Source organism: Idiomarina abyssalis (genome assembly GCF_900116625.1).
In the GTDB taxonomy this organism is placed as follows: domain Bacteria; phylum Pseudomonadota; class Gammaproteobacteria; order Enterobacterales; family Alteromonadaceae; genus Idiomarina; species Idiomarina abyssalis.
In genome coordinates this window covers 138468-161196 of sequence record NZ_FPBE01000002.1, presented here as the reverse complement: position 1 = coordinate 161196, position 22729 = coordinate 138468, and the positions used below count along the sequence as shown (strand labels likewise).

21 protein-coding genes and 1 other RNA gene are annotated in these 22729 nt (G+C 48.9%); 16 read left to right on the top strand and 6 right to left on the bottom strand.

The window, feature by feature from the left end; all coding sequences use genetic code 11:
• Positions 1-51: 51 nt before the first annotated feature.
• From BM359_RS06315 to phoU, 9 genes are all read left to right on the top strand, one after another.
• Entirely contained in the window at positions 52-1023 is a 972-nt protein-coding gene (locus BM359_RS06315; RefSeq protein ID WP_054491239.1) for a porin, read from the top strand.
• An 88-nt stretch (positions 1024-1111) separates the two neighbouring features.
• A complete protein-coding gene (locus tag BM359_RS06310; protein WP_054491238.1) occupies positions 1112-2029 on the top strand; it encodes an AEC family transporter in 918 nt (305 codons plus the stop codon).
• 94 nt (positions 2030-2123) lie between these two features.
• Positions 2124-2810 carry a phosphate regulon transcriptional regulator PhoB gene (gene phoB, locus BM359_RS06305; RefSeq protein WP_054491237.1) on the top strand — a complete coding sequence of 229 codons (687 nt, stop codon included), beginning with the start codon at positions 2124-2126 and terminating at the stop codon, positions 2808-2810.
• A 17-nt stretch (positions 2811-2827) separates the two neighbouring features.
• Positions 2828-4123, top strand: a complete 1296-nt coding sequence (gene phoR, locus BM359_RS06300; protein ID WP_054491236.1) for a phosphate regulon sensor histidine kinase PhoR — start codon at positions 2828-2830, stop codon at positions 4121-4123.
• 97 nt (positions 4124-4220) lie between these two features.
• A complete protein-coding gene (locus tag BM359_RS06295; protein ID WP_054491235.1) occupies positions 4221-5198 on the top strand; it encodes a PstS family phosphate ABC transporter substrate-binding protein in 978 nt (325 codons plus the stop codon).
• Between the two features lie 161 nt (positions 5199-5359).
• A complete protein-coding gene (locus BM359_RS06290) occupies positions 5360-7624 on the top strand; it encodes an ABC transporter permease subunit (protein ID WP_054491234.1) in 2265 nt (754 codons plus the stop codon).
• A 23-nt stretch (positions 7625-7647) separates the two neighbouring features.
• Complete coding sequence (gene pstA, locus BM359_RS06285) at positions 7648-9303, top strand: phosphate ABC transporter permease PstA (protein ID WP_054491233.1); 1656 nt, start codon at positions 7648-7650, stop codon at positions 9301-9303.
• A gap of 46 nt (positions 9304-9349) precedes the next feature.
• A complete protein-coding gene (gene pstB, locus BM359_RS06280; protein WP_054491251.1) occupies positions 9350-10168 on the top strand; it encodes a phosphate ABC transporter ATP-binding protein PstB in 819 nt (272 codons plus the stop codon).
• A 10-nt stretch (positions 10169-10178) separates the two neighbouring features.
• On the top strand, positions 10179-10898 hold the full coding sequence (phoU, locus tag BM359_RS06275) for a phosphate signaling complex protein PhoU (protein ID WP_054491232.1): 720 nt from the start codon (positions 10179-10181) through the stop codon (positions 10896-10898).
• Here the strand turns inward: phoU and serA are convergent.
• The 3 genes from serA to BM359_RS06260 all read right to left on the bottom strand — a co-directional run bounded on the left by serA (position 10895) and on the right by BM359_RS06260 (position 13453).
• Positions 10895-12124 (bottom strand): phosphoglycerate dehydrogenase, encoded by a 1230-nt coding sequence (serA, locus tag BM359_RS06270; protein ID WP_054491231.1) that lies wholly within the window; start codon positions 12122-12124, stop codon positions 10895-10897. The two genes, phoU and serA, sit on opposite strands and share 4 nt — an antisense overlap.
• Positions 12121-12792 carry a ribose-5-phosphate isomerase RpiA gene (gene rpiA / locus BM359_RS06265; protein ID WP_054491230.1) on the bottom strand — a complete coding sequence of 224 codons (672 nt, stop codon included), beginning with the start codon at positions 12790-12792 and terminating at the stop codon, positions 12121-12123. The genes serA and rpiA overlap by 4 nt, the downstream gene beginning before the upstream one ends.
• 73 nt (positions 12793-12865) lie before the next feature.
• Entirely contained in the window at positions 12866-13453 is a 588-nt protein-coding gene (locus BM359_RS06260; protein WP_054491229.1) for a 5-formyltetrahydrofolate cyclo-ligase, read from the bottom strand.
• A gap of 50 nt (positions 13454-13503) precedes the next feature.
• Here BM359_RS06260 and BM359_RS06255 point away from each other — a divergent pair, with 50 nt between their 5' ends.
• The gene (locus BM359_RS06255; protein ID WP_054491228.1) at positions 13504-15072 is read left to right on the top strand and encodes an amidohydrolase family protein; all 1569 of its coding nucleotides are present in this window, start codon (positions 13504-13506) and stop codon (positions 15070-15072) included.
• Between the two features lie 6 nt (positions 15073-15078).
• Here BM359_RS06255 and ssrS read toward each other — a convergent pair.
• Both ssrS and zapA read right to left on the bottom strand, forming a co-directional pair.
• A non-coding RNA gene (gene ssrS, locus BM359_RS06250) (6S RNA) lies at positions 15079-15263 on the bottom strand.
• A 34-nt stretch (positions 15264-15297) separates the two neighbouring features.
• Positions 15298-15609, bottom strand: coding sequence for a cell division protein ZapA (zapA, locus tag BM359_RS06245; RefSeq protein ID WP_054491227.1), 312 nt, complete (start codon positions 15607-15609; stop codon positions 15298-15300).
• A 133-nt stretch (positions 15610-15742) separates the two neighbouring features.
• Between zapA and BM359_RS06240 the strand changes: the two genes are divergently transcribed.
• The 4 genes from BM359_RS06240 to BM359_RS06225 are packed head-to-tail and all read left to right on the top strand — an operon-like array spanning position 15743 to position 19994.
• Positions 15743-16309 carry a UPF0149 family protein gene (locus BM359_RS06240; protein WP_054491250.1) on the top strand — a complete coding sequence of 189 codons (567 nt, stop codon included), beginning with the start codon at positions 15743-15745 and terminating at the stop codon, positions 16307-16309.
• Positions 16310-16333: 24 nt separating this feature from the next.
• Complete coding sequence (pepP, locus tag BM359_RS06235; protein ID WP_054491226.1) at positions 16334-17656, top strand: Xaa-Pro aminopeptidase; 1323 nt, start codon at positions 16334-16336, stop codon at positions 17654-17656.
• The gene (ubiH, locus tag BM359_RS06230; RefSeq protein ID WP_054491225.1) at positions 17638-18804 is read left to right on the top strand and encodes a 2-octaprenyl-6-methoxyphenyl hydroxylase; all 1167 of its coding nucleotides are present in this window, start codon (positions 17638-17640) and stop codon (positions 18802-18804) included. The genes pepP and ubiH overlap by 19 nt, the downstream gene beginning before the upstream one ends.
• Positions 18801-19994, top strand: coding sequence for an FAD-dependent oxidoreductase (locus tag BM359_RS06225; RefSeq protein WP_054491224.1), 1194 nt, complete (start codon positions 18801-18803; stop codon positions 19992-19994). Before ubiH ends, BM359_RS06225 begins: the two co-directional genes overlap by 4 nt.
• A gap of 174 nt (positions 19995-20168) precedes the next feature.
• On the opposite strand, the gene BM359_RS06220 is transcribed toward BM359_RS06225, so the two are convergent.
• Positions 20169-21011 carry a LysR family transcriptional regulator gene (locus tag BM359_RS06220; protein WP_054491223.1) on the bottom strand — a complete coding sequence of 281 codons (843 nt, stop codon included), beginning with the start codon at positions 21009-21011 and terminating at the stop codon, positions 20169-20171.
• Between the two features lie 141 nt (positions 21012-21152).
• Between BM359_RS06220 and gcvT the strand changes: the two genes are divergently transcribed.
• The gene (gene gcvT / locus BM359_RS06215; RefSeq protein ID WP_054491222.1) at positions 21153-22232 is read left to right on the top strand and encodes a glycine cleavage system aminomethyltransferase GcvT; all 1080 of its coding nucleotides are present in this window, start codon (positions 21153-21155) and stop codon (positions 22230-22232) included.
• A 50-nt stretch (positions 22233-22282) separates the two neighbouring features.
• Positions 22283-22672 carry a glycine cleavage system protein GcvH gene (gene gcvH / locus BM359_RS06210; protein WP_054491221.1) on the top strand — a complete coding sequence of 130 codons (390 nt, stop codon included), beginning with the start codon at positions 22283-22285 and terminating at the stop codon, positions 22670-22672.
• The last annotated feature ends 57 nt before the right edge of the window (positions 22673-22729 follow it).

Genomic DNA, 22729 nt, shown 5'->3' with positions numbered 1-22729 from the left:
TAATGTGCGTAAAATTTAGACAGTTCCAGTTTAGACCTCGTGAGGATGACTATGAAAAGGTACTCGGTTCCGCTATTAATTGCTGCTACTGCAGCCAGTTTTTCCACTTTTGCTAATGACGACGACAGCTTAACGGTTTACGGTCGCGCGAATGTGTCTTTGCAAAGCAATGACTATGGTAATGGGGCGGATACTGAAGTTGTCAGTAACTCGTCGCGCTTTGGCTTTAAAGGCGCCGCTGAGCTGGAATCTGACTTAGAGGTTTTTTACCAAATTGAATTTGGTGTCGACCTTGCGGACTCAGACGACGATAAAGACGCTGTTACCAACCGCAACCAGGTTGTTGGCTTACGCGGTAATTTCGGTGAGGTCATGATTGGCCGGTACGATACTTTTCTGAAAGATTCCCAAGGTTCAGTGGATGAGTTTAAGCACTATGAAGCCGACCTTAAGAGTCTATTCCGTGGTGAAAACCGCCCGGATAACACGCTGACCTACTACTCGCCTTCATTCAATAACTTTAAGTTTGGTGTGACCTACATTGCGTCAGAGAATGACAACGAAGACGATGGCTTTTCATTTGGCCTGCTTTACGGTGACAGCAAGCTGAAGAAAACCAATTATTATGCAGCGTTAGCGTTTGACCGTGACGTTAATGGTTATGACATTACTCAGTTAACCGGCGCAACAAAGTTTGGTAAAACACGCGTTGGTGTGGCTCTGCAGCAGTTTGAAACCATTAACGGTGCGAACGACTCCGACGGCTACCTGGTAAGTGCTGCACACCCGTATCAAAACTGGGTGTTTAAAGCGCAGTATCAAGCTATTGATGACGGCAATGATAACGACGCTTCTTTGTCAGTGGGAGCCGATTACTTCTTTAGCGGTGATACCCGCGTTTACGCCTGGTACACCGGTCGTGAATGTGACATCGCGCTTTATTCAACCCGTGGTTGTGGTGCAACCCCCGGCGTAGAGCAGGACTTTATTGCTGTGGGTATTCGCCACGACTTTTCCTGGTAAGCGCTTTCTCCTAAAGTAAACACAAAAGTAGCCTGACAGTGGCTGTCAGGCTACACTATAGCGGTCACTCTCAAACTTTCTGTACGCTATGATCAACCTCGCAGTCTTGGGGCTCTACCTACTTATTGGTTTTATCCTTAAGCGTACCGGCAAGTGCCCGGATAACACCGCACAAGTTCTTAACCTTTACGTTATTTATGCCGCACTCCCCGGTGTTATTTTCAGCAAAGTTCCGGCCCTGGAGTTTTCCTCTGAGCTACTGATCCCGGTTGTTATTCCCTGGGTTTTACTGATAGCCAGTGCGGTTTTTATATGGCTGCTGGGTCGCGCTTTTAAGTGGCCAAGAGAGGTAGTCGGTGCACTACTCATTTGTGTGCCGCTGGGTAATACGTCCTTTTTTGGCTTCCCTATGATAGAAGCCTTTTACGGCAGTGACGCTATTGTTTACGGGTTATTGTACGATCAGTTCGGCTCTTTTTTCGGTTTAGCAATTTACTCGACTATTGTTATTGCCCTGTATCGTGAGCAGGACGAAAAGCCCACAGTTGGCAGTGTTTCGCGGCAAATTTTGACCTTCCCGCCATTTATTGCGCTGGTTATTGCGTTATTAACTAAGTCTTTCACTTACCCTGAAGTTTTTCAGCGGTTGATTGACTCACTCGCCGTAACTTTAGTGCCTGTCATTATGATTGCTGTTGGCTTTCAGCTTAAGTTTCGTTTACCCAAGGGCAGTAAAACACCGTTAACCATTGGCTTATTAACTAAATTAGTCTTAATGCCGGCATTAACAATTGCTTTATTGTTCGGCTTTGGTTTTGAAAGCACGCTGGTTCAGGTAACCGTATTTGAAAGTGCTATGCCACCTATGATCACGGCAGGTGCAGTGGCCATTATGGCAGGGCTGGCGCCAAGGTTATCGGCCGCCATGGTGGGTTACGGTATTCTGTTTGCTTTTGTTTCTCTTCCAATTGTTTACGAGTTATTGCAGTGGCTCTCTGCTCAATGACATAAGAAATTTTACAGAGATGTGTCCAGGTTCATAAAAGTGTCATATTCTTTAGTAATAATTGCAGCATCAGTTCATATTAGGGAACCAATGCATGTCACGTAGAATTCTAATTGTTGAAGACGAAGCGCCCATTCGTGAGATGTTGAGCTTTGTTATGGAACAACACGGTTATCAGGCTGTAGAGGCCAATGACTTCGATGCTGCTGTTAGTAAAATTGCTGAACCATACCCCGACATGGTGTTGCTGGACTGGATGCTTCCCGGCGGTTCTGGTCTGCAGTTGGCGAAGAAAATAAAAAGCGATGATTTCACCCGCAATATTCCCATCATTATGCTGACAGCACGAGGTGAGGAAGAGGATAAAATCAAAGGACTGGAAGTTGGCGCTGACGACTACATTACCAAGCCGTTTTCACCGAAGGAATTGATGGCTCGTATGCGCGCTGTTTTCCGTCGCGTTGCCCCAACGGTTCTGGACGAGCCTCTGGAAGTTGAAGGGCTGAAACTTGATCCGGTATCACATCGTATTTCGGTCGATGATAAAGGTATTGATATGGGGCCAACGGAGTTCAAATTATTGCACTTTTTTATGACTCACCCGGAGCGGGTTTACAGTCGAGAGCAGTTACTTGATCACGTATGGGGTACCAACGTTTATGTTGAAGACAGAACAGTCGACGTGCATATTCGCCGCCTGCGTAAAGCGCTGACTGAGCATGGTTATGACCGTTTGATTCAAACGGTGCGGGGAGTCGGTTATCGTTTCTCAAGTCGTTAAGCTTAGGCTGATTTAGCATGGACAGGAACTACTCTAACTGGCAGTCTTTCAGCAATCTGCTCTTATTTTTGCTGCCTTTTTTATTCGTTGGCTGGTTATTTGACCTGTTCTGGCCAATAACGACTTTAGCCTTATTGGGGTTGGTTTGCTGGCATTATTATTATCAGCAAAAGCTCATAAAGTGGCTTTGGCAAAGTCGTACTCTAATGCCGCCCTCTGCACCGGGAAGCTGGTCTTATATTTACGATGGAATATACCGCTCTCAGCGCCGCAGCCAAAAACGACGTAAAGCTTTAGCTCGTTTATTACGGCGTTTTCGTGAAGCGGCGGAAGCCTTGCCCGACGCCGCTATTGTCTTCCGTGCTGACGGTGCTTTGCTTTGGAGTAATAAGTTAGCTCAGTTCTATTTCGGCCTGCGCTGGCCTGACGATGCCGGTCAACGTTTATCGAACCTTATTCGTCACCCGGAATTTTATGCCTACCTGAACGAAGGTAACTTCGAAGAAGAGCTGACAATACCATCGCCAATACGCGAAAGCCTGGATATTGAAATTCGTATCATGCCTTACAGCGAAGATCAGTTCTTGTTGGTTGCGCGTGATGTGACGCAGGTGAAACGGCTGGAAAATTTGCGTCGGGAGTTCGTGGCCAATGTATCGCATGAGCTGAAAACACCGTTGACGGTGTTGCAGGGCTATCTGGAAATGATGGACGACCCACAGCAAACGCCGCCGGCCATGTTGAAAAAAGCCGTTGAAAACATGAATGCACAAAGTACTCGTATGTCGAACCTGGTTGATCAGTTGCTGACGTTGTCACGCATGGAAACGCCCAGTGACGACGTATTCGACCATGAAGTGGATATGCCAGCTATGCTTGAACAACTGCAGGCTGAAGCCAAACGTTTAAACGAAGCGAAGCAGCATACTATTGAGTTCCAGGTGGCTCCTGTCAGAATTTACGGTAAAGAAAACCTTCTGCGCAGTGCCATGCAGAACCTGATAACCAATGCTATTTATTATACGCAAGAGGGCGGGAACATTACGGTGTCGTGGAAACGAGTGGCAGGCGGTGCGGAGTTCAGCGTCACGGACAATGGTAAAGGCATACCCGCTGAACACCTTCCTCGCCTAACCGAACGTTTTTACCGGGTTGAGGATGATCGTAACAGTGCCAGTGGCGGAACCGGGCTGGGCCTTTCTATTGTTAAGCATGCAATAGAACATCATAACTCACAGTTGGATATTAATAGTTCACTAGAAAAAGGCAGTCGCTTTTCATTTCGCATTCCGAGCGGACTTTTAGTGAATTAGTCATAAATTTTTCACATTGTCATAAAGCTGTCACATAAGCGTCTTAAACTGGCCATAATTCGAAAACAGTTCAATAACCCTTAGAGGTGAATACACTATGTTTCAATCTACTTTGAACAAGACATTAACAGGCTTAGTTGTTGCAGGATCACTGGCATTCAGTACATTGGCAGCGGCAACTGACGATTTACCAGAATACAAAAAAGTAAGTGGCTTATCCGGCAACTTATCTTCAGTGGGTTCTGACACTCTGGCCAATATGGTGACCTTCTGGAGTGAAGAGTTTAAGCGTAACTACCCAAGCGTAAACATTCAGGTGCAGGCGGCAGGTTCTTCAACGGCTCCACCGGCTTTAACTGAAGGCACGTCAAACTTCGGTCCTATGAGCCGCGCAATGAAGTCAAAAGAAATCGAGTCTTTTGAAAAGCGCCATGGTTACAAACCTACGCCAGTTCGTGTTGCTATCGATGCTTTGGCCGTTTTTGTGCATAAAGACAACCCAATTGAAGGTCTGACGATTCCGGAAGTTGACGCAATATTTTCCTCAACCCGCAAATGTGGCCTGAACGAGCAGGTTAATCGCTGGGGTGACCTGGGCATGGAAGGTGAGTGGACTAACCGTGACTTGCAGCTTTACGGCCGTAACTCGGTATCAGGTACCTATGGTTACTTTAAAGAAATTGGCCTGTGTGACGGCGACTTCCGCTCGAACGTGAATGAACAGCCCGGTTCAGCGTCGGTTGTACAGTCAGTTTCAACCTCAATTAATGCCATTGGTTATTCCGGCATCGGCTATGTGACTTCAGGTGTTAAAGCGGTGCCTATCGCAAAAGCCGAAGGTCAGGAGTTTATCGGCGCAACTGCTGAGAATGCGTTGGCAGGTCAATATCCATTAGCTCGTTTCCTATATATTTATGTGAACAAGCATCCGACGAAACCACTGGGTAAAGCGGAAGGTGAGTTTCTGCGCATGATCTTGTCAAAAACAGGTCAGGATATTGTCAATAAAGACGGTTACATTGGACTGCCTAAAGCGGTTGTTGAAGCTGAATTGAAAAAGCTTGGCTTAGATTAATTTGTCCCTGAGACTGCTTTGCCGGTAGCTTGCTACCGGCTTTTTTATAACTATTACTGCATTATTAAGAAAATATGACAGTGGTGTAACAATACTGTCATATTTTTCAACTAAACTATTTGCAGAATTTTAGTAACGCGTATTCAAACCTGAGGTTTCTGATGGCATCACTGTCAGCTCAACAATTAGCCGCTAACCGGGGACGACTCTTTAAAGATCGTGCCGCTCGCTATGGTGTCACTTTAGGTGGCATTATGGTGTTGGTAGCACTGTTGCTTATCTTTTTCTATCTGCTTTATGTTGTTCAGCCCATCTTCGAGTCGGTTTCTTTAAAAGAGGAACAGAGCTTTTCATTGCCAAACAGTGATGATGTAGAAGCACTTGGCATGGAGGAGCAGGCCGAAATTGGTTACCGTCTAATGAAATCGGGGAAATTTGAGTTCTTCGCGCTGGCCGATAAATCTATCGTTAAGCGTAAGGCCGGCGATATCATCGACTCAAAAGAAGTGGTCTCTGATGACAAAATAACGAGCTTTGCCAGTACTCTGCCGGTCAACAAGCAGTACGCATACGGTCTGAACGACGGTACAGCGATGGTGGCTGAGCCTAAATTTAAAGTATCTTTTGCTGAAGACCCGGAAAAAGGCACACTTGAGCGTACAATAACGCCGCGTGTGGAGGTATTGAATAATGGTGAACCATTAGTTGTCGATGAAAGTGGTCAGGCTCTGGAAAAGCTGGCTTACGAGAGCGATGGTGACACTATGATGTTTGCTGCTGTGCAGGGCGGTAATAACTTGCTTATTACCAAGTACGCAGCAGAAGAAAACTTTATGACTGGCGAAACGACATTAAAGCCGGTTTTTCATAAAGTGACGCTAAACGGCACTATCGATGACTTAATTGTCACTCCGGACTTACGTCAGGTTATGGCGCGTCGCGGTAACCGAGTTCATGTATTCGATGTTGGAATTTCAGGCCAGGTGACAGAGCGTGAATTAATGCTGGTTAATTCGCGTGAGCAGGGTAATGCCACGGGTCTCTATTTAATGGCCGGAGCAAGTTCGATATTAGTGACTCACGATACCGGGTTGGTAACACAGTGGTTCCAGGTATCGACAGATGAAGGCCGGCAGTATCAGTATATTCGCTCATTTGATGCCGGCTCGCCGGTTAAAGATATTGAAGTAGAGTACTATCGACGTACTTTCTACACCGTTTCAGAGAACGGGGAACTGGGTATATTCTATACCACGTCAGAGGCGGACCTGTACCGGGGCAACCCTCTTGAATCCAGTTTAGAGCATGTCATGGTCGACCCTCGAGCTAACTACCTCATTATGCAAAGTGGTGATCGCTTCAGTGTGTTTGATATTAAGAACGAACACCCTGAGGTAACCTGGAGCGCTATGTGGCAGGAAGTCTGGTATGAGGGATACCCTGAGCCCGACTACACCTGGCAGTCGACCTCTGGTTCCGATGACTTTGAGTCTAAATACAGTTTGGTTCCTATTGCTTTTGGCACCATCAAGGCAGCCGCATATGCAATGCTGTTTGCTGTGCCTATTGGTTTGGCTGCTGCTGTTTACACGGCGTACTTTATGTCTCCGTCGGTGCGTAAATACGTCAAACCGACCGTTGAAATTATGGAAGCCTTACCGACGGTTATTCTCGGCTTTTTGGCCGGTCTTTGGCTGGCACCGATAATTGAGAGGTATCTTCCGGGCCTGATAGCCGTGTTCCTGCTGGTGCCGGCAGCGATAATACTGACGGCATTCTTATGGTCGAGGTTACCGTCCAATATTCGTAACACCGTTACCGATGGACGAGCCGCTTTGCTGCTCATACCTATTGTTATTCTGGTCGGTTGGTTATCGTTTGGCCTTAGTCCCTGGGTTGAGCAAGTGTTGTTCGATGGCAATGTGCGTGGCTATTTAACCAATGAGCTGGGTATTACCTTCGATCAGCGTAATTCCCTGGTTGTTGGTATTGCGATGGGCTTTGCGGTTATCCCAACCATTTTCTCAATTGCAGAAGATGCGGTATTCAGTGTGCCGAAGCATTTATCTAACGGCTCGCTGGCGCTGGGTGCTACACCATGGCAAACCCTGACTAAAGTGGTTCTGCTAACCGCCAGTCCGGGCATATTCTCAGCGGTTATGATGGGGCTGGGACGCGCCGTAGGCGAGACGATGATTGTACTGATGGCAACCGGTAACACACCCATTATGGACTGGAACATTTTTGAAGGTATGCGCACCTTGTCGGCAAACATTGCGGTCGAGATGCCGGAGTCGGAGGTTGGCAGTTCACACTACCGAATCTTGTTCCTGGCAGCCTTTGTGCTGTTCGTATTTACCTTTTTCTTTAACACCATTGCTGAATTTGTTCGCCAACGTCTGCGCGACAAATACAGCTCGATGTAATTCCGGAACAGAGGTTTAATTCAATGAATACATGGTTTAAGTCCGGAAAGCCCTGGATCTGGTTAACCGCCGGCTCAGTTAGCATCAGCTTAATAGCGGTTATCGGGCTGGTATTAATGATTGGCTGGCGTGGACTGTCGTTTTTCTGGCCCGCCGCCATTCATGAAATGTCTATTGAACAGGCTGACGGTTCAACACGCACGCTCATTGGTGAAATCTATGAGAGCGAGTCGGTTCCAACATCACGAGTCAGTAACTCGGGCACCATCATGGATGGTTACGAAGAAGAGGAAGTGACTCGTTACCTGATGAAAATTGGTAACCGTGAGTACGTACCTCTGGACTTTGCCTGGGTGCTTGGTCCTGCCATCCGCTCCGATGAAACACCGGCTGATCTGGCGGTTATTGAACGTACCAAAGATGGTAATTTCTACGGTTATCCAGTTGCTATCGAGCAGGCAGGCGAACGTGTTGCGAAACATGGCGACTTGCGAGATGAATTGTTTAAGCGGGTTGAGCGCGCAGTTGAGCTGAATGAACAGGCTATGGCGCTGCAGGAAGGTGAAATTGGTGCTATTAACTATGAGTTAACGCAATTGAACCTACAACGCCGTGGCCTTGAGCTTAGCGGCAGCTTGACTGAAGAAGCGATAAACGACATTGAGCAGCGTCGCGAAGAGCTTCAGGCCGACTACCTGGAATACGAGAAAGAACTTTTTGCACTGCGTGACGAAGCCGGTCGTGATTCCTTAATTATGCGGGATATGCGCGGCGAAGAAGTCAAAGTACCTATGTACCGCGTACTGGATGTAAACTTCCCTAACGATATGGGCTTTTTCTCAAAGCTTGGGCATTTTTTCCAGCAAATTGGCAAGTTTGTTTCTGAACCGCCCAGGGAAGCTAATACCGAAGGTGGGGTGTTCCCGGCCATTTTCGGCACGGTATTTATGGTGCTGTTAATGTCCGTTATTGTCGCTCCGTTTGGTGTTATTGCGGCCGTTTATTTACATGAATACGCGGGCAAAAATGCGGTCACTAAATTAATCCGTATTGCTGTCATTAACCTTGCCGGGGTACCGTCGATTGTTTATGGCGTATTTGGTTTAGGCTTCTTTGTTTATATGGTGGGCGGGAGCCTCGACCAGATTTTCTACCCCGAAGCCTTACCGAATCCGACTTTTGGTACACCGGGTGTTTTATGGTCTGCCGTTACTCTGGCTATATTGACATTGCCCGTGGTGATTGTTGCGACCGAGGAAGGGCTTTCGCGCATTCCACCGGCGTTACGAGAAGGCAGCTTGTCGTTGGGCGCAACGAAGTGGGAAACCATTTGGCGCATTGTTCTGCCTATGGCATCACCGGCTATTATGACGGGTCTGATTCTCGCGGTTGCAAGGGCGGCAGGTGAAGTTGCGCCATTGATGCTGGTTGGTGTGGTTAAATCTGCACCTATGCTGCCGGTGGACGGGAACTTCCCTTACTTCCATCTGGACAGAAAATTCATGCACCTGGGCTTCCACATTTACGATGTTGGTTTCCAGAGTCCAAACGTTGAAGCGGCCAGGCCGCTGGTTTACGCCACGTCATTCTTGCTGATCACCATTATTGTTGGTTTGAATTTAACGGCGATTGGTGTGCGTAACCATTTACGTGAAAAATACCGCTCACTTGAGCACTAACGTTGAGCACGAAAGTTTTGATGAATTAGCGAAAAGGTCTGAACTTATGATTTCGGTAAACCCGAGTACAAACAACCTGGAAAAGCTGGACTTGCACAACTTGCCAGCAGAGCAGACTGCTTTAGATATTAAAAACTTGAATCTTTACTACGGTCAAGATCAAGCGTTACACGATATTTCTATGCGCATTCCCAATAACCGCGTCACCGCGTTTATCGGTCCGTCGGGTTGTGGTAAATCAACACTGTTGCGTTGTATTAACCGCATGAACGACTTGGTCGAGATCTGCCGTATTGACGGCCAGATTGATATGCACGGTCACAATATTTACGACAAGAACGTTGATGTTGCGGCTTTGCGTCGCCGTGTGGGCATGGTGTTTCAGCGTCCGAACCCCTTTCCTAAATCAATTTATGAAAACGTGGTTTATGGTTTGCGTTTGCAGGGTGTGAAAGATAAGCGGGTATTGGATGAGGCGGTAGAAACCTCGCTTCGTGGTGCGGCGTTATGGGATGAAGTTAAAGACCGTTTAAACGCCAGTGCGTTCAGTTTATCCGGCGGTCAGCAACAACGTGTGGTTATCGCGCGTTCTATTGCCATTGAACCTGAAATTTTGTTGCTGGATGAGCCAACCTCTGCGTTGGATCCTATTTCAACCCTGACCATTGAAGAGCTGATTACTGAGCTGAAGGAAAAGTATACCGTTGTTATTGTTACGCATAACATGCAACAGGCGGCGCGCGTATCAGACCAGACCGCGTTTTTGTATATGGGTAAATTGATTGAGTATGCTGATACGGATACTTTATTTACTACCCCGTCTGAAAAACAGACAGAAGATTATATTACTGGTCGTTACGGTTAAGGAGCGAGTCATGGATAAGATGAATATGGGTAAGCACATTTCCGGTAAGTTTAATGACGAACTGGAAGCTGTGCGTAACCGTGTGTTAAGCATGGGCGGATTGGTTGAAAAGCAATTGCAGGATTCACTTCTGGCAATTCAGAAGGGCGACATCGACTTGGCAGAGAAAGTCCTGACCAGTGACCATAAAGTGAACAAGCTCGAAGTGCAGATTGATGAAGAATGTGTGCACATTATTGCTAAACGCCAACCAACCGCCAGCGATCTGCGTTTAGTCATTGCGATTATCAAAACCATTGCTGACTTAGAGCGTATTGGTGACGAAGCAGAGCGTATTGCAAAAGTCGCTAAGGAAAGTTTCAGTAACGACCAACAGCAACTGTTAGTCAGTCTCGAAAACCTGGGGCAACACGTATTAAGCATGCTGCGTAATGTACTGGATGCTTTCGCCCGTATGGACCTGGAGTCGGCTTATAATGTGCACCAGCAGGACGAGCAGGCTGACCGTCAGTACGAAGCGCTGACACGTCAGTTAATGACATACATGATGGAAGACTCGCGCTCTATTCCAAAAATTATGAATGTGCTTTGGTCCGCACGTTCTTTAGAGCGTATTGGTGACCGTTGTCAGAATATTGCCGAATACATTATCTTTTTTGTGAAAGGCAAAGACGTGCGCCATGTCTCACCAGAGAGCATGGAACGCACGGTTATGGGCAAAAAAGACTAGAATAAACGCCGGGCACGAATAGTGCCCGGAATGTCTTTCAGTTGTTGCAGTATATTGGCGCCGTTGTCACCGTCGATATCCATTACCACGTAGCCCACACTTTCATCGGTCTGTAAGTACTGACCCGCCACGTTAATTTCATTGTCGCTAATAATGCGGTTAATGGCGTTTAGCATACCCGGCTGGTTTTTATGAATATGCAGCAAACGTTGTGCCGTTGCGTGGGTTGGTAAGCTCACTTCAGGGAAGTTCACGGCAGACAGGGTAGAGCCGTTATCCGAATAGCGGACCAATTTTCCGGCCACTTCAACGCCAATGTTTTCCTGAGCTTCTAAAGTTGAACCGCCAATATGCGGTGTTAGCAGACAGTTCTTTAAGCCACGCAGCGGCGACATAAACTCGTCGTTATTACCTTTAGGTTCAACCGGGAATACATCAATTGCCGCACCAGCCAGGTGTCTTGACGACAGAGCTTCGGCCAGGGCGTCAATGTCCACTACCGTTCCGCGCGACGCGTTAATGAGCAGGCTGCCCGGCTTCATACGTTCAATTTGACGACGGCCTATCATCCATTGCGTTTGTTCGGTTTCCGGTACGTGCAGGGTGACAATATCGGCTTGCGTGAGTAAGTCATCCAAAGTGGGAACCGACTGGGCGTTACCCATAGGCAGTTTGTCTTCAACGTCGTAGTAGCGAATGTGCATGCCCAATTGTTCGGCTAAAACACTCAACTGGCTGCCAATATGACCGTAACCGACAATGCCCAGTATTTTTCCGCGCGCCTCAAAAGACTGCTTAGCCGATTTTAGCCAGCCACCTTCGTGGGCTACGGCATTCTTTTCAGGAATGCCCCGTAGCAGCATAATAATTTCTGCTAAAACGAGTTCGGCCACACTGCGGGTGTTGGAAAAGGGCGCGTTGAAGACAACGACACCGTGTCGCTTGGCCGCGTCTAAATCGATTTGATTAGTACCGATGCAAAAGCAGCCAACCGCAATGAGTTTGTCGGCGGCGGCAAATACGCGTTCATTCAACTGGCTGCGTGAGCGGATACCAAGAATATGAGCGTCTTTAACTTTCTCGCAGAGTTCATCTTCGCTCAGAGAGGTTTGCAGTATTTCCAGGTTATGATAGCCGTGGTGACGAAATAACTGGATAGCACTGTCATGAACCCCTTCGAGCAATAAAACTTTGATTTTGTCCTTCGCTAATGAGGTTTGCATCAGCCACTTACCTTCAGAGTCTGAACCCCGTCTTCACGGGCAATAAGCGCCACATTCGCACCACGCTGAGCAAAGAGCCCGTTGGTGACTACGCCGACAATATTGTTCAGTTGAGCTTCAAGCTTCATGGGCTCCATGATGTCAAAGTTGTGCACATCGAGTATCCAGTTGCCGTTGTCGGTGGTAAAACCCTGGCGCCAGACCGGGTCGCCGCCAAGTTTTACAATTTCGCGGGCAACGTATGAACGTGCCATAGGAATGACTTCAACCGGCAGCGGGAATTGACCTAAACGGCCAACCATTTTGGTTTCATCAGCGACACAGACGAACTTTTTAGCGACTGCGGCTATAATTTTTTCACGGGTCAGCGCTCCGCCTCCGCCTTTAATCATCTGCCCATGCTCATTAATTTCATCAGCACCGTCTACATAAACGGGAACATCGGCAACGGAGTTCAGTTCAAAGACTTCAATACCATGAGACTTCAGGCGCTCGGTAGAGGCTTCAGAGCTTGAAACCGCACCTTCAATGTCATGTTTTCGCTCGGCTAATGCATCGATAAAAAAGTTTACGGTTGAGCCGGTACCGACTCCGACGACAGTGCCGTCTTCAATGTATTGCATAGCAGCTTCTGCCGCCGCTTTTTTTAGTGCATCAGCGTTGCCTGACATGAGCGTTTCTCCGTGTTTGTTCTTTAAGCTCAGTATAGGGAATTTGTTGTTTTTTATCGATCTTTCTTTTACTTCAAAAGCGCCAGTGTTGCGCTGGTGTAATGATTTCCGGCAGCGGAATATCCCAACTCTCAACCGGTATTTTTTCAACCTGCTGTTCGTTATAGCTTAACCCAATGGGCGATAAGTTGGGTCTATTCCCATTATGCCATTGCGCTAATGTCCGGTCGTAATAACCGCCGCCCATGCCTAATCGGTTGCCCTGACTGTCGAAGCCCACTAATGGCATCAGCAGTATCTGAATATTGGACAATGGCACCACGTTTTGGACATTCAGTTCGGGTTCGGCAATACCGTACTTGTTGGTTGTCATTGGCGTATCCGGGGCATAGTGTAAAAACAGCAAATGACCTTTAGCAAAAGGATGAAGCACGGGTAAAACGGTATTAAAACCTGACTGCCACAGCTTTTGAATAATGGCTGAGGTTGGTAACTCGCCGGCAAAGCTTTTATACACGGCAACGGTGGTCTGCTGAGGGACAAGGCTGCTCAGACGTTGCTCCAGTTTGTCAGCAACCAGGCGTGCCGCTTCGCTTTGCTGTTCGGCGGTTAAATTGCGGCGAATTTGCTGTAACTTGCGTCGGAGGTCCTGTCGAGTCATGCTAGAGTCTGCTTAATGATAACCGCTGAGTAATTGCCAGAGGATAACCGATGAAAACAATAAAAACGATAGCTTTAGCCATGGTAGCGATGGCTTTTACGGTTGCAGCCCATGCTGTACAGGCTCCCCCGAAAGCACCGGAGCGTGATCGCGGTGAAGGTCCGTACGAGCGGCTGATACTGCGGGGCGGAACATTAATTAATGGCGAAGGCGCACCTCCAATTGGTCCGGTAGACATCGTAATTGAAGACGATCGTATCGTGAATATTGTCAGTGTTGGGAATCCGGGAGTGCCCATTAAGCCCGAGGGGCGTCCTGAAGCAGGCGAAGGCGATAAAGAGCTGGATGTCAGCGGGCAGTACATCTTGCCCGGCTTTGTTGATATGCATGCACATATTGGCGGCTCCGCAAAAGGTATTCCGGCGGAGTATGTATTGAAGTTGTGGTTGGCGCACGGTATTACAACCATTCGGGAACCCGGCAGCTTTAACGGCCTGGACTGGGTTCAGTGGCACGAAGAGCGCGCTGTCGATAATCGCATTACTTCGCCGCGAATTATTCCTTATGTCGGTTTTGGGCAAGGCTGGGATAAGCCAATTTATAACGGCGAGCAGGCGCGCGAGTGGGTTCGCTACATTAAAGATGAGGGAGCAAAGGGTATTAAATTCTTCGGTGCCTCACGCAAAGTTATGGAAGCGGCGCTGGACGAAGCCAACAAGCAGGGCTTAGGCACTATGATGCACCACGCTCAGCTGAATGTAATGTCGATGAATGCACTGGACTCCGCTCGCCTGGGTTTAACCTCTATGGAGCATTGGTACGGCTTGCCGGAAGCTCTGTTTGAAGAGCGCCGCGTGCAGGACTACCCGGCAGGTTATAACTACAATAATGAGCAAAACCGCTTTGAAGAGGCTGGCCGCTTATGGAAGCAGGCCGCGGAGCCAGGTTCAGAGAAATGGAATTCAGTGCGCAATGAGCTGATTGAACTGGACTTCACCATTAACCCCACCTTAACCATATACGAAGCGTCGCGTGACTTAATGCGTGAACGCCAGGCCATTTGGCACGACGAATACACCTTGCCACGGTTGTGGGAGTTTTTCGAGCCAAGCCGCTACGCCCACGGTTCTTACTGGTTCGACTGGACCACGGACAATGAAATTGCCTGGAAAAACAATTACCAGAAATGGATGGCGTTCTTAAAGGACTTCCACTCCAACGGCGGCAGAATTACGGTTGGTTCTGATGCGGGCTACATTTATAAGATTTATGGCTTTGGTTACATTCGCGAGCTGGAGTTATTACGTGAAGCTGGTTTGAATGCGTTAGAGGTGATTCACGCTGCCAGCCTGGCTGGTGCTGAAGCACTGAATATGGAAGACGACATTGGCTCTGTTGCTATTGGTAAAAAAGCCGACATGGTGATTGTTAACGAAAACCCGATGGATAACTTTAAAGTGTTATACGGCACGGGGCACTTCAAGCTGGACGACAACAACCAGCCGATGCGTACCGAAGGCATTCAGTACACCATTAAAGACGGTGTCATTTTTGACGCACAACAATTGCTAGAGGACGTTAAAGCCATTGTTGCTGATGAAAAGGCGGAGCGCCAATAGTAAGGGTGGTTTCCCAAGGTGCCGCTGCTGGCTGTAGCCCTTGAACCCATTGGTTCAAGGCGGGGAGCAAATGGTATCTGCCGTAGGCTTCCCGGTTCATGCCGGGCTTGCACATGGCAGGCCAGTGATCCCCTTTTAATACAAGCATCGGCTCAGGGACATAAGCCTGCTGGCAAACACCCCAGGAAACCGCAAAAGGGTTACAATGTTGCTTTAGGTTAACCGCTAACGGTTACGTTGTGAGCGTTGCTCACTCATTGCCTGTTCTATCGTTGCCTGAAGTAACTGAATTTTTTCTTCAAGCTTAGCCGTTTTTGCAGATTGTTCATTTTGATCCTGAATCCATTCATGGCATAAATTCAGGGCTGTCATAACAGCTATTTGTTCGACATTGGTCAGTTGCGTTCGTTCTTTGGTTTCCATCAGTCTTTCATTGAGCGTATCTGCCGCTTGCTGCAACGCGCTTTCCTGCCCAACAGGGCAAGCCACCTTATAATTACGTTCCAGCAATTTTATATCCATGGTTTTTGCGGCCATTCAAAAGACTCCTTGCAACTGACTCAACAGCTTTGATAACTGCATTATGGCATGAGCTACCGGTGTTTGTCAGCTAGCGATTATGTAAAGCCAGTGTTAGGATTAATGCATGATAAATAAAGGGCAGAATTTAATGTCGACACGTTTTAATTATGACCGCTTAGTGGAACTTTACGCACAATACGACATGACGCCAAGTGCGTCAGAAGTGCAGGGTATGTTAACCGGGCTAATAGCCACCGGCAGCGACGCCAAAAGCAATGAATTAATGATCTTAATGTCAGACCTGGCATACGACGGCCAGGGCTTGCCCGTCGAGCTGGAGAACTTGCTGCAACAGCAGGCCGAAGAAATTGAGCACTCGCTGGGTGACGAAGACTTAGGCTACCGTTTGTTGTTACCTGAAGACACGACGCCGCTGTCTGACCGCTTAAGCGCACTGGCTGGCTGGGTCAATGCCTTTTTAGTGGGCTATGGTGTTAACCAGGAAAATATGACCAACTTAAGTGGTGACTTAAAAGAAGCCATTGAAGACATGGTCGAGCTGGCGAAAATAGAGTTTACCGATGACGGTGATGAGGAAGAAGAACGAGCTTACACCGAAATTGTCGAGTATCTGCGTGTTTCAGCCATGATGTGCTACGCCGAATTAGGCCGTAATGAGCTACCGGCAAATCAGCCACCCAAAATTCTGCATTAATTACTGACGGAGTAGAGGTCGTTGATGAGAAACGTTATTCCTCAGGATGAATTTAAACTGCGCCGACGCCAGCTGCTGGAGTCTTTGCCTCCGCACTCGGTGGCACTGGTGGCTGCTAACAGTGAAGTTACGCGCAGCAATGATACCGAGTACCCTTTTCGCCAAAACAGCGACTTTTTCTATTTAACCGGTTTTAATGAGCCGGACGCGGTGTTGCTGCTGATTAACGACAGCAACCCTCGCAGTGTTTTATTCTGTCAGGACAAAGACCCAAAGCACGAAGTCTGGCATGGGCTGCGTTTAGGCTATACCAATGCTGTTGAAGCCTTAGCCGTTGACAGCGCGGAAGATCTCGACACCTTACCGGAACGTTTACCTGAGTTGCTGGAAGGCATTGAATCGGTTTTCTACCCCATGGGTGAAGATTCGGTGCTGGCCGAACTGGTGAGCGAAGCGCGCGATGACGTCAGTGTAAAAGCAAGGCGAAGCGGTAAATTAGCGCCTCAAAGCTTGTCTGATTTAAGACCTCAACTGGACGCCATGCGCCTTATTAAGTCAGCCAATGAAGTGGCTGTGATGAAAGAAGCTGGCCGAATCAGCTCGGGGGCATTCCGCCGCATTATGCGCTTTGTTGAAGCGGGCAAGCACGAGTACCAGGTAGCGGCAGAGCTGCACCATGAATTTGCCATGAACGGAGCCTTGCATCCGGCTTACGGTATTATCAGCGGTGGTGGTGCTAATGCCTGCGTTCTGCATTACACCGACAACCGGGACGAGCTACAGAATGGCGACTTGCTGCTGGTAGACGCCGGCGCGGAGTATCAGGGTTACGCGGCCGACATTACCCGGACTTTCCCGGTAAATGGCAAGTTTAGTGAACCACAGAGCATACTTTATAACCTAGTGCTGGAAGCCCAGCAGGCGGCTTTTGCTGAAATTAAACCCGGCAGTAATTTGGTTCAGGCGAGCGAAGCAGCTGCCAGGGTCATTAGCGATGGTCTCACCGAGCTTGGTATTTTAACCGGCGATGCCGAAGAAAACTTCAAAGAGCAACGCTGGAAAACGTACTTTATTCACGGCCTGGGCCATTGGCTGGGTCTGGATGTTCACGATGTCGGACGTTATCGCGACAGTGAGGGCGAGCCCGTACCTTTCAAACCCGGCATGGTGCTGACAGTAGAACCCGGTATTTATATTCCGGAAGATGCTGACGTTGAAGATAAATGGCGAGGTATAGGCATTCGCATTGAAGATGACCTGGTTGTAACAGCGGACGGTTTTGACAACATGACCGCCGATGTACCCAAAACCATTGAAGAGATTGAGACATGGATGAACGGCCAGTAACGCACGCCGATGTGGTAATAGCCGGAGGTGGCCTGGTGGGCGCCTTAACTGGCTTAATGCTGGCGCAACAACGGCCGGACTGGCACATTGTTGTCTGTGAACCCCGCGCCGAAGGTCCGCCCGCCGACAAACGCATTATTGCTTTGGCTGCTGCATCAGCGCAGCGGCTGCAAAGCCTTGGTGTACTCAATGGCATTGACACTACCCCAATAAAACATATTCACATTTCCGACCGGGGCTTTGCCGGCGCCACTGAACTGCACGCTGAGAACGAGCGGGTAGAGGCCTTAGGTCGGGTTGTTGCTGCTTCCGAGCTGGTTAATAACTTGTACCTTAGCTGTCAGAAGCAGACCAACCTTGAGTGGTTATCGGGTGTTCGTTTAGATTCATTGCAACAGCAGCAAAAGCAGGTGGAATTAAACCTGGATAACGGACAGCAGCTGTTGGCTAAGTTACTGATTGGTGCCGATGGCCAGAACTCACTGGTGCGCGAGCAACTGGGGCTAAAATCGGATATTTACGACTATGGCCAGTTTGGTTGTATTGCAACGCTTGATTTAGAGCAGCCATTAGATGGCTGGGCCTATGAACGCTTTACCGAAAATGGGCCTATTGCCTTACTGCCAATGCAGGGAAGTCAGGCTTCACTGGTGTGGAGCTTTACCGAAGCGCAGCGTGACGTTGCCCAGCAATGGTCCGACACCGAATTTATGCAGCGGTGTCAGCAGGCGTTTGGCTACCGCGCGGGCTTATTTAGCGGCGTGTCGAAACGAGTTTTCTATCCGCTGACGTTACGCCGGGCAAAGCGCTCGACTCACCACCGCAGTGTGATCATCGGTAATGCATCGCACGCCTTACACCCCATAGCCGGGCAGGGTTTTAATCTGGGGCTGCGCGATACCGAAGTACTATGCGAGTCGCTGGCCAATGTTGATGACGCCGGAAATTTTCAGGCATTACAAGGCTACGAGCAGAACCGCGAACGTGATTATCAGGCCATTATTAAACTGACGGACGGTTTAGTGCGCGGCTTTTCGAATCACTACTGGCCCACGGTATTGGGTCGCAACAGTGCGCTGATGTTACTGCAGCATTGTTCGCCGCTGAAATCCGCCTTCGCACGCTTAACCATGGGGATGCAACCATGACCATGAAACGCAAAAAGCTCGATGTTGTGATTGTTGGCGGCGGCATGATTGGTCTGAGCCTGGCAATACGTCTGGCTCAGCAGAACCGGCGAGTGATGGTTCTGGAAAGACATTCTCAGCCTGAACTTTCTGAGGAGCTGGCATTGCGGGTAAGCGCCCTGAATGATCGCAGTCGCAGCGTATTAAAAGACTGTGGTGCCTGGCCTTTAGTGCAGGCACACCGAAGTGGCCCCTACCAAAGCATGCAAGTGTGGGACAAAGACAGCCCCGCGCACATTGAGTTTTCAGCCAGGGAAATTAACGCCGCAGATTTAGGCGCTATAGTTGAAAACAATTTTGTGGAGCACTTTTTGTGGCACCGCGCTGAGCAGGTCGGTGTTGATATATTGCAGACGCAGCAGTGGACAATGGTTCATGCCGGCGATGATTCTCACCCCGCGGAAATCGATGTTGGTGAGTGGTTACTGTCAGCCGATCTTATAGTAGGAGCTGACGGTGGTCGTTCGAAAGTGCGTCAGTATGCTGAATTACCACTAACCTTCTGGGATTACGGACAGCAAGGCATTGTGGCCAATATTCGCACGGAGCAACCGCATAATGGCGTGGCTCGTCAGGTATTTTTACCAACAGGGCCGCTGGCACTTCTGCCAACACCTGACTCTCATACCGTTTCCATTGTCTGGTCTGCCGATGAAGATCTCGCCAAAAACTTGCTTAATGAGCCCGTTGAGCGCTTTGCAAAACAGGTGGAAACAGAGTCGGGGCGGGTATTAGGCGGCTGCGAGTGTGTGTCTGATATAAAAGCTTTTCCGCTTAAAATGCAATACGCCCGCCAATGGTACCAGCACCGTATTGTTTTGGCGGGCGACGCGGCTCACACCATTCATCCGCTGGCCGGGCAGGGCGCGAACTTAGGTTTTGGTGACGTGAAAGCCTTAACCGAAAAAATTGAGGGTGTGGATTTGTCTTCACTGACGCAACTGCACCGCTCGCTGAGTGCGTATCAGCGCGAGCGCAAAGCCGACACTCAGCTAATGATAGCTGCAATGGAAACGTTCAAACGCGGTTTCGGTACAGCAAACCCAGTAGTAAAAGGCCTACGCGCTCTGGCCTTCGCACTGCCAAACAAACTCACCTTTTTAAAACGCAAGCTAGCCGAAATCGCGCTGGGCACTGACCCCCAGAGCTAGGCGGCTGTGGTTGGTACCTACTGGTCAGGGAGACGCCCGTGAATACGTCCCTGTAGGGCTTGGGCGTCGCCATTCATGGCGCCGCACACTCCCTGACCAGTAGGTACCAACCATAAGCGCCACCTATCCCGGAGCTCAGCTTTCGTAGCCTGACGTTCACGTCAGGTGAGATGTTCAAATCCTTGCTTTCAGATAATCCGCTAACTGAGAAGCCGCACTTGAGGCACCGCCGGCCAGGCGCATAATCACGTTGACTGAACCGGGGTTGGGTAAGGGTTTGTTATCAGAAAAACTCTCCAATACGGGAATGTCCTTCGGTACCGTACTTTTAGCCAGAACGGTAATGCCCAGCCCACTGTTCAATGCCGCAGTCAGTCCCGAGAAGTCTGTATTGGTATAAGTGATACGATAAGGCTGATGCGCCCTTTGTAAGCTTTGTTCTGCCCTGCGCCGATAAATACAGCCTTCAGGAGCAACCACCATAGGCCAGCCGGGTTGTTCTAATAAGCCCGGTAAGCCCACCCAAACCAGCTCTTCGCGCTGAATTAAAACATCACTTTTATTGGTCTGTTCGCGCAGTGCCAGAATAATATCGAACTGTTGCCCCAGTCCGGACAGTAAGTCTTTACTCAACGCTGAAGTCACCTGCAGTGTCACCTGCGGATAAACCTGAGCAAACTGACCCAGCACTTTGGGCAGCAAGCTGGACGCGAATTCACTGGTAATACCCAGCCGCACTTTACCGCTAACCTGTTGCGGTTCGAACTGCGCCCAGGCCTGGTCATTTAGCGCCAACATTCGCTGCGCGTAGTCAAACAGTACGTCACCGTCGGCGGTAAGTGCAAAGCCGCTACCCTGGCGCGTTAGCAGTTCAACGCCCAGTTGCTGCTCCAGCTTTTTAAGCTGCAAACTAATAGCAGGCTGAGAACGCCCCATGCGTTCGCCGGCAAGTGTCATACTGCCCAGCTCAATCACCGCACTAAAGCTGCGTAAGGCCTCTAAGGATAAATGTTTCATTGGCTCGCTTTATAAAGTCGTTACTAGGTATTTGAAAAATTAATACCATTATAAGCATTATTGATTTTAAGTTTAAACGAATCACGCCTATAATTTGCGCCCATACACACGCACATAAAGTGAACAGAGAAGGAACACGGTATGGGTAGCAGAACGCCACTGTACGATGCACACGTAAAAGCGGGTGCGAAGATGGTTGATTTTCACGGCTGGGACATGCCGCTGAACTACGGTTCACAAATTGAAGAGCACCATGCTGTACGCCGTGACTGCGGTGTTTTTGATGTGTCGCATATGACCATTGTTGACGTAGAAGGGCCACAGGCTCAGGCGTTTTTGCGTTACCTGCTGGCTAACGACGTTGCTAAGCTAAAAACCGAAGGCAAAGCACAATACACCAGTATGCTGAATGAAAACGGCGGTGTTATTGACGACCTTATTGTGTATTTCTTCTCAGAAACTGCCTACCGCATGGTTGTTAACTCAGCTACCCGTGACCGCGACCTGGCATGGATTGAAAAAGTCGCTGCCGATTTTGATGTCACCACCAAAGAGCGTGACGACATGGGTATGCTGGCTTTGCAGGGCCCTAAAGCCGCTGAAAAAATCCAGGGCGTATTAACCGCAGAGCAATACGCAGAAATTGAAGGCATGAAGCCTTTTGTGGGTAAAGACGTTGGCGATTACTTTATTGCGACCACAGGTTACACCGGTGAAAAAGGCTACGAAATTGTGGTTCCGGCCGAGCAGCTTGAAGCCTTGTGGAATGACTTGCTAAAAGCCGATGTGGCTCCATGTGGACTGGGTGCTCGTGATACACTGCGCTTAGAAGCTGGCATGAACCTGTATGGTCAGGACATGGACGAGAACATCACGCCGCTGGAAGCCAATATGGGCTGGAGCGTAGCGTTTGAACCGGCTGATCGCAACTTCATTGGTCGTAAAGCCTTAGAGCAGAAAAAAGCGAAAGGTCATGACAAATTAGTCGGTCTTGTAATGGAAGAGAAAGGTGTGCTGCGCCACGGTCAAAAAGTAACCGTTGAGGGTGGCGAAGGTATCATCACTTCTGGTACATTCTCGCCTACACTTGGTTTCTCAGTTGCAATGGCTCGCGTTCCATCCAGTGTTGGTGATACAGCGGAAGTGGAAATGCGTAAGAAACAAATGCCGGTGAAGGTGGTTAAGCCAGGTTTCGTCAGAAACGGTCAATCTGTTTTATAATCGAACAAGATTCAATACATTCCGGGTAACCCGGGTAGAAGGAAAGCAATATGAGCAATATTCCAGCAGATCTGAAATACGCATCAACCCACGAATGGGTTCGTGATGAAGGCGACGGTACTTTTACTGTAGGTATCTCCGAGCACGCGCAGGAACTTCTTGGCGACATGGTGTTTGTTGAGTTACCGGACGTAGGCGACAAAGTTGCCACAGGCGACGACATTGCTGTCGCTGAATCTGTAAAAGCCGCTTCAGATATCTACGCACCAATGACCGGTGAAGTTGTTGCGGTTAACGAAGATCTGGAAGATGCCCCTGAAACGGTCAACAACGACCCTTACGGTGACGGCTGGTTATTCCGTATAAAAGCAGATGACAGCGGCGAGCTGGACAACTTATTAGACGCGAACACTTACGAGGCTTCAATCGACGAAGACTGAGGCCATTGGCGCATAGCACCAATGACACAGAGCGTCCTGAGCCCCGGAAATTAGCCG

Excerpts from the sequence above, each read along its gene's own strand:
- BM359_RS06315 (WP_054491239.1), top strand. The coding sequence starts at position 52 with ATGAAAAGGTACTCGGTTCCGCTATTAATTGCTGCTACTGCAGCCAGT.
- BM359_RS06310 (WP_054491238.1), top strand. The coding sequence starts at position 1,112 with ATGATCAACCTCGCAGTCTTGGGGCTCTACCTACTTATTGGTTTTATC.
- phoB (WP_054491237.1), top strand. The coding sequence starts at position 2,124 with ATGTCACGTAGAATTCTAATTGTTGAAGACGAAGCGCCCATTCGTGAG.
- phoR (WP_054491236.1), top strand. The coding sequence starts at position 2,828 with ATGGACAGGAACTACTCTAACTGGCAGTCTTTCAGCAATCTGCTCTTA.
- BM359_RS06295 (WP_054491235.1), top strand. The coding sequence starts at position 4,221 with ATGTTTCAATCTACTTTGAACAAGACATTAACAGGCTTAGTTGTTGCA.
- BM359_RS06290 (WP_054491234.1), top strand. The coding sequence starts at position 5,360 with ATGGCATCACTGTCAGCTCAACAATTAGCCGCTAACCGGGGACGACTC.
- pstA (WP_054491233.1), top strand. The coding sequence starts at position 7,648 with ATGAATACATGGTTTAAGTCCGGAAAGCCCTGGATCTGGTTAACCGCC.
- pstB (WP_054491251.1), top strand. The coding sequence starts at position 9,350 with ATGATTTCGGTAAACCCGAGTACAAACAACCTGGAAAAGCTGGACTTG.
- phoU (WP_054491232.1), top strand. The coding sequence starts at position 10,179 with ATGGATAAGATGAATATGGGTAAGCACATTTCCGGTAAGTTTAATGAC.
- rpiA (WP_054491230.1), bottom strand. The coding sequence starts at position 12,792 with ATGTCAGGCAACGCTGATGCACTAAAAAAAGCGGCGGCAGAAGCTGCT.
- BM359_RS06260 (WP_054491229.1), bottom strand. The coding sequence starts at position 13,453 with ATGACTCGACAGGACCTCCGACGCAAGTTACAGCAAATTCGCCGCAAT.
- BM359_RS06255 (WP_054491228.1), top strand. The coding sequence starts at position 13,504 with ATGAAAACAATAAAAACGATAGCTTTAGCCATGGTAGCGATGGCTTTT.
- zapA (WP_054491227.1), bottom strand. The coding sequence starts at position 15,609 with ATGGCCGCAAAAACCATGGATATAAAATTGCTGGAACGTAATTATAAG.
- BM359_RS06240 (WP_054491250.1), top strand. The coding sequence starts at position 15,743 with ATGTCGACACGTTTTAATTATGACCGCTTAGTGGAACTTTACGCACAA.
- pepP (WP_054491226.1), top strand. The coding sequence starts at position 16,334 with ATGAGAAACGTTATTCCTCAGGATGAATTTAAACTGCGCCGACGCCAG.
- ubiH (WP_054491225.1), top strand. The coding sequence starts at position 17,638 with ATGGATGAACGGCCAGTAACGCACGCCGATGTGGTAATAGCCGGAGGT.
- BM359_RS06225 (WP_054491224.1), top strand. The coding sequence starts at position 18,801 with ATGACCATGAAACGCAAAAAGCTCGATGTTGTGATTGTTGGCGGCGGC.
- BM359_RS06220 (WP_054491223.1), bottom strand. The coding sequence starts at position 21,011 with ATGAAACATTTATCCTTAGAGGCCTTACGCAGCTTTAGTGCGGTGATT.
- gcvT (WP_054491222.1), top strand. The coding sequence starts at position 21,153 with ATGGGTAGCAGAACGCCACTGTACGATGCACACGTAAAAGCGGGTGCG.
- gcvH (WP_054491221.1), top strand. The coding sequence starts at position 22,283 with ATGAGCAATATTCCAGCAGATCTGAAATACGCATCAACCCACGAATGG.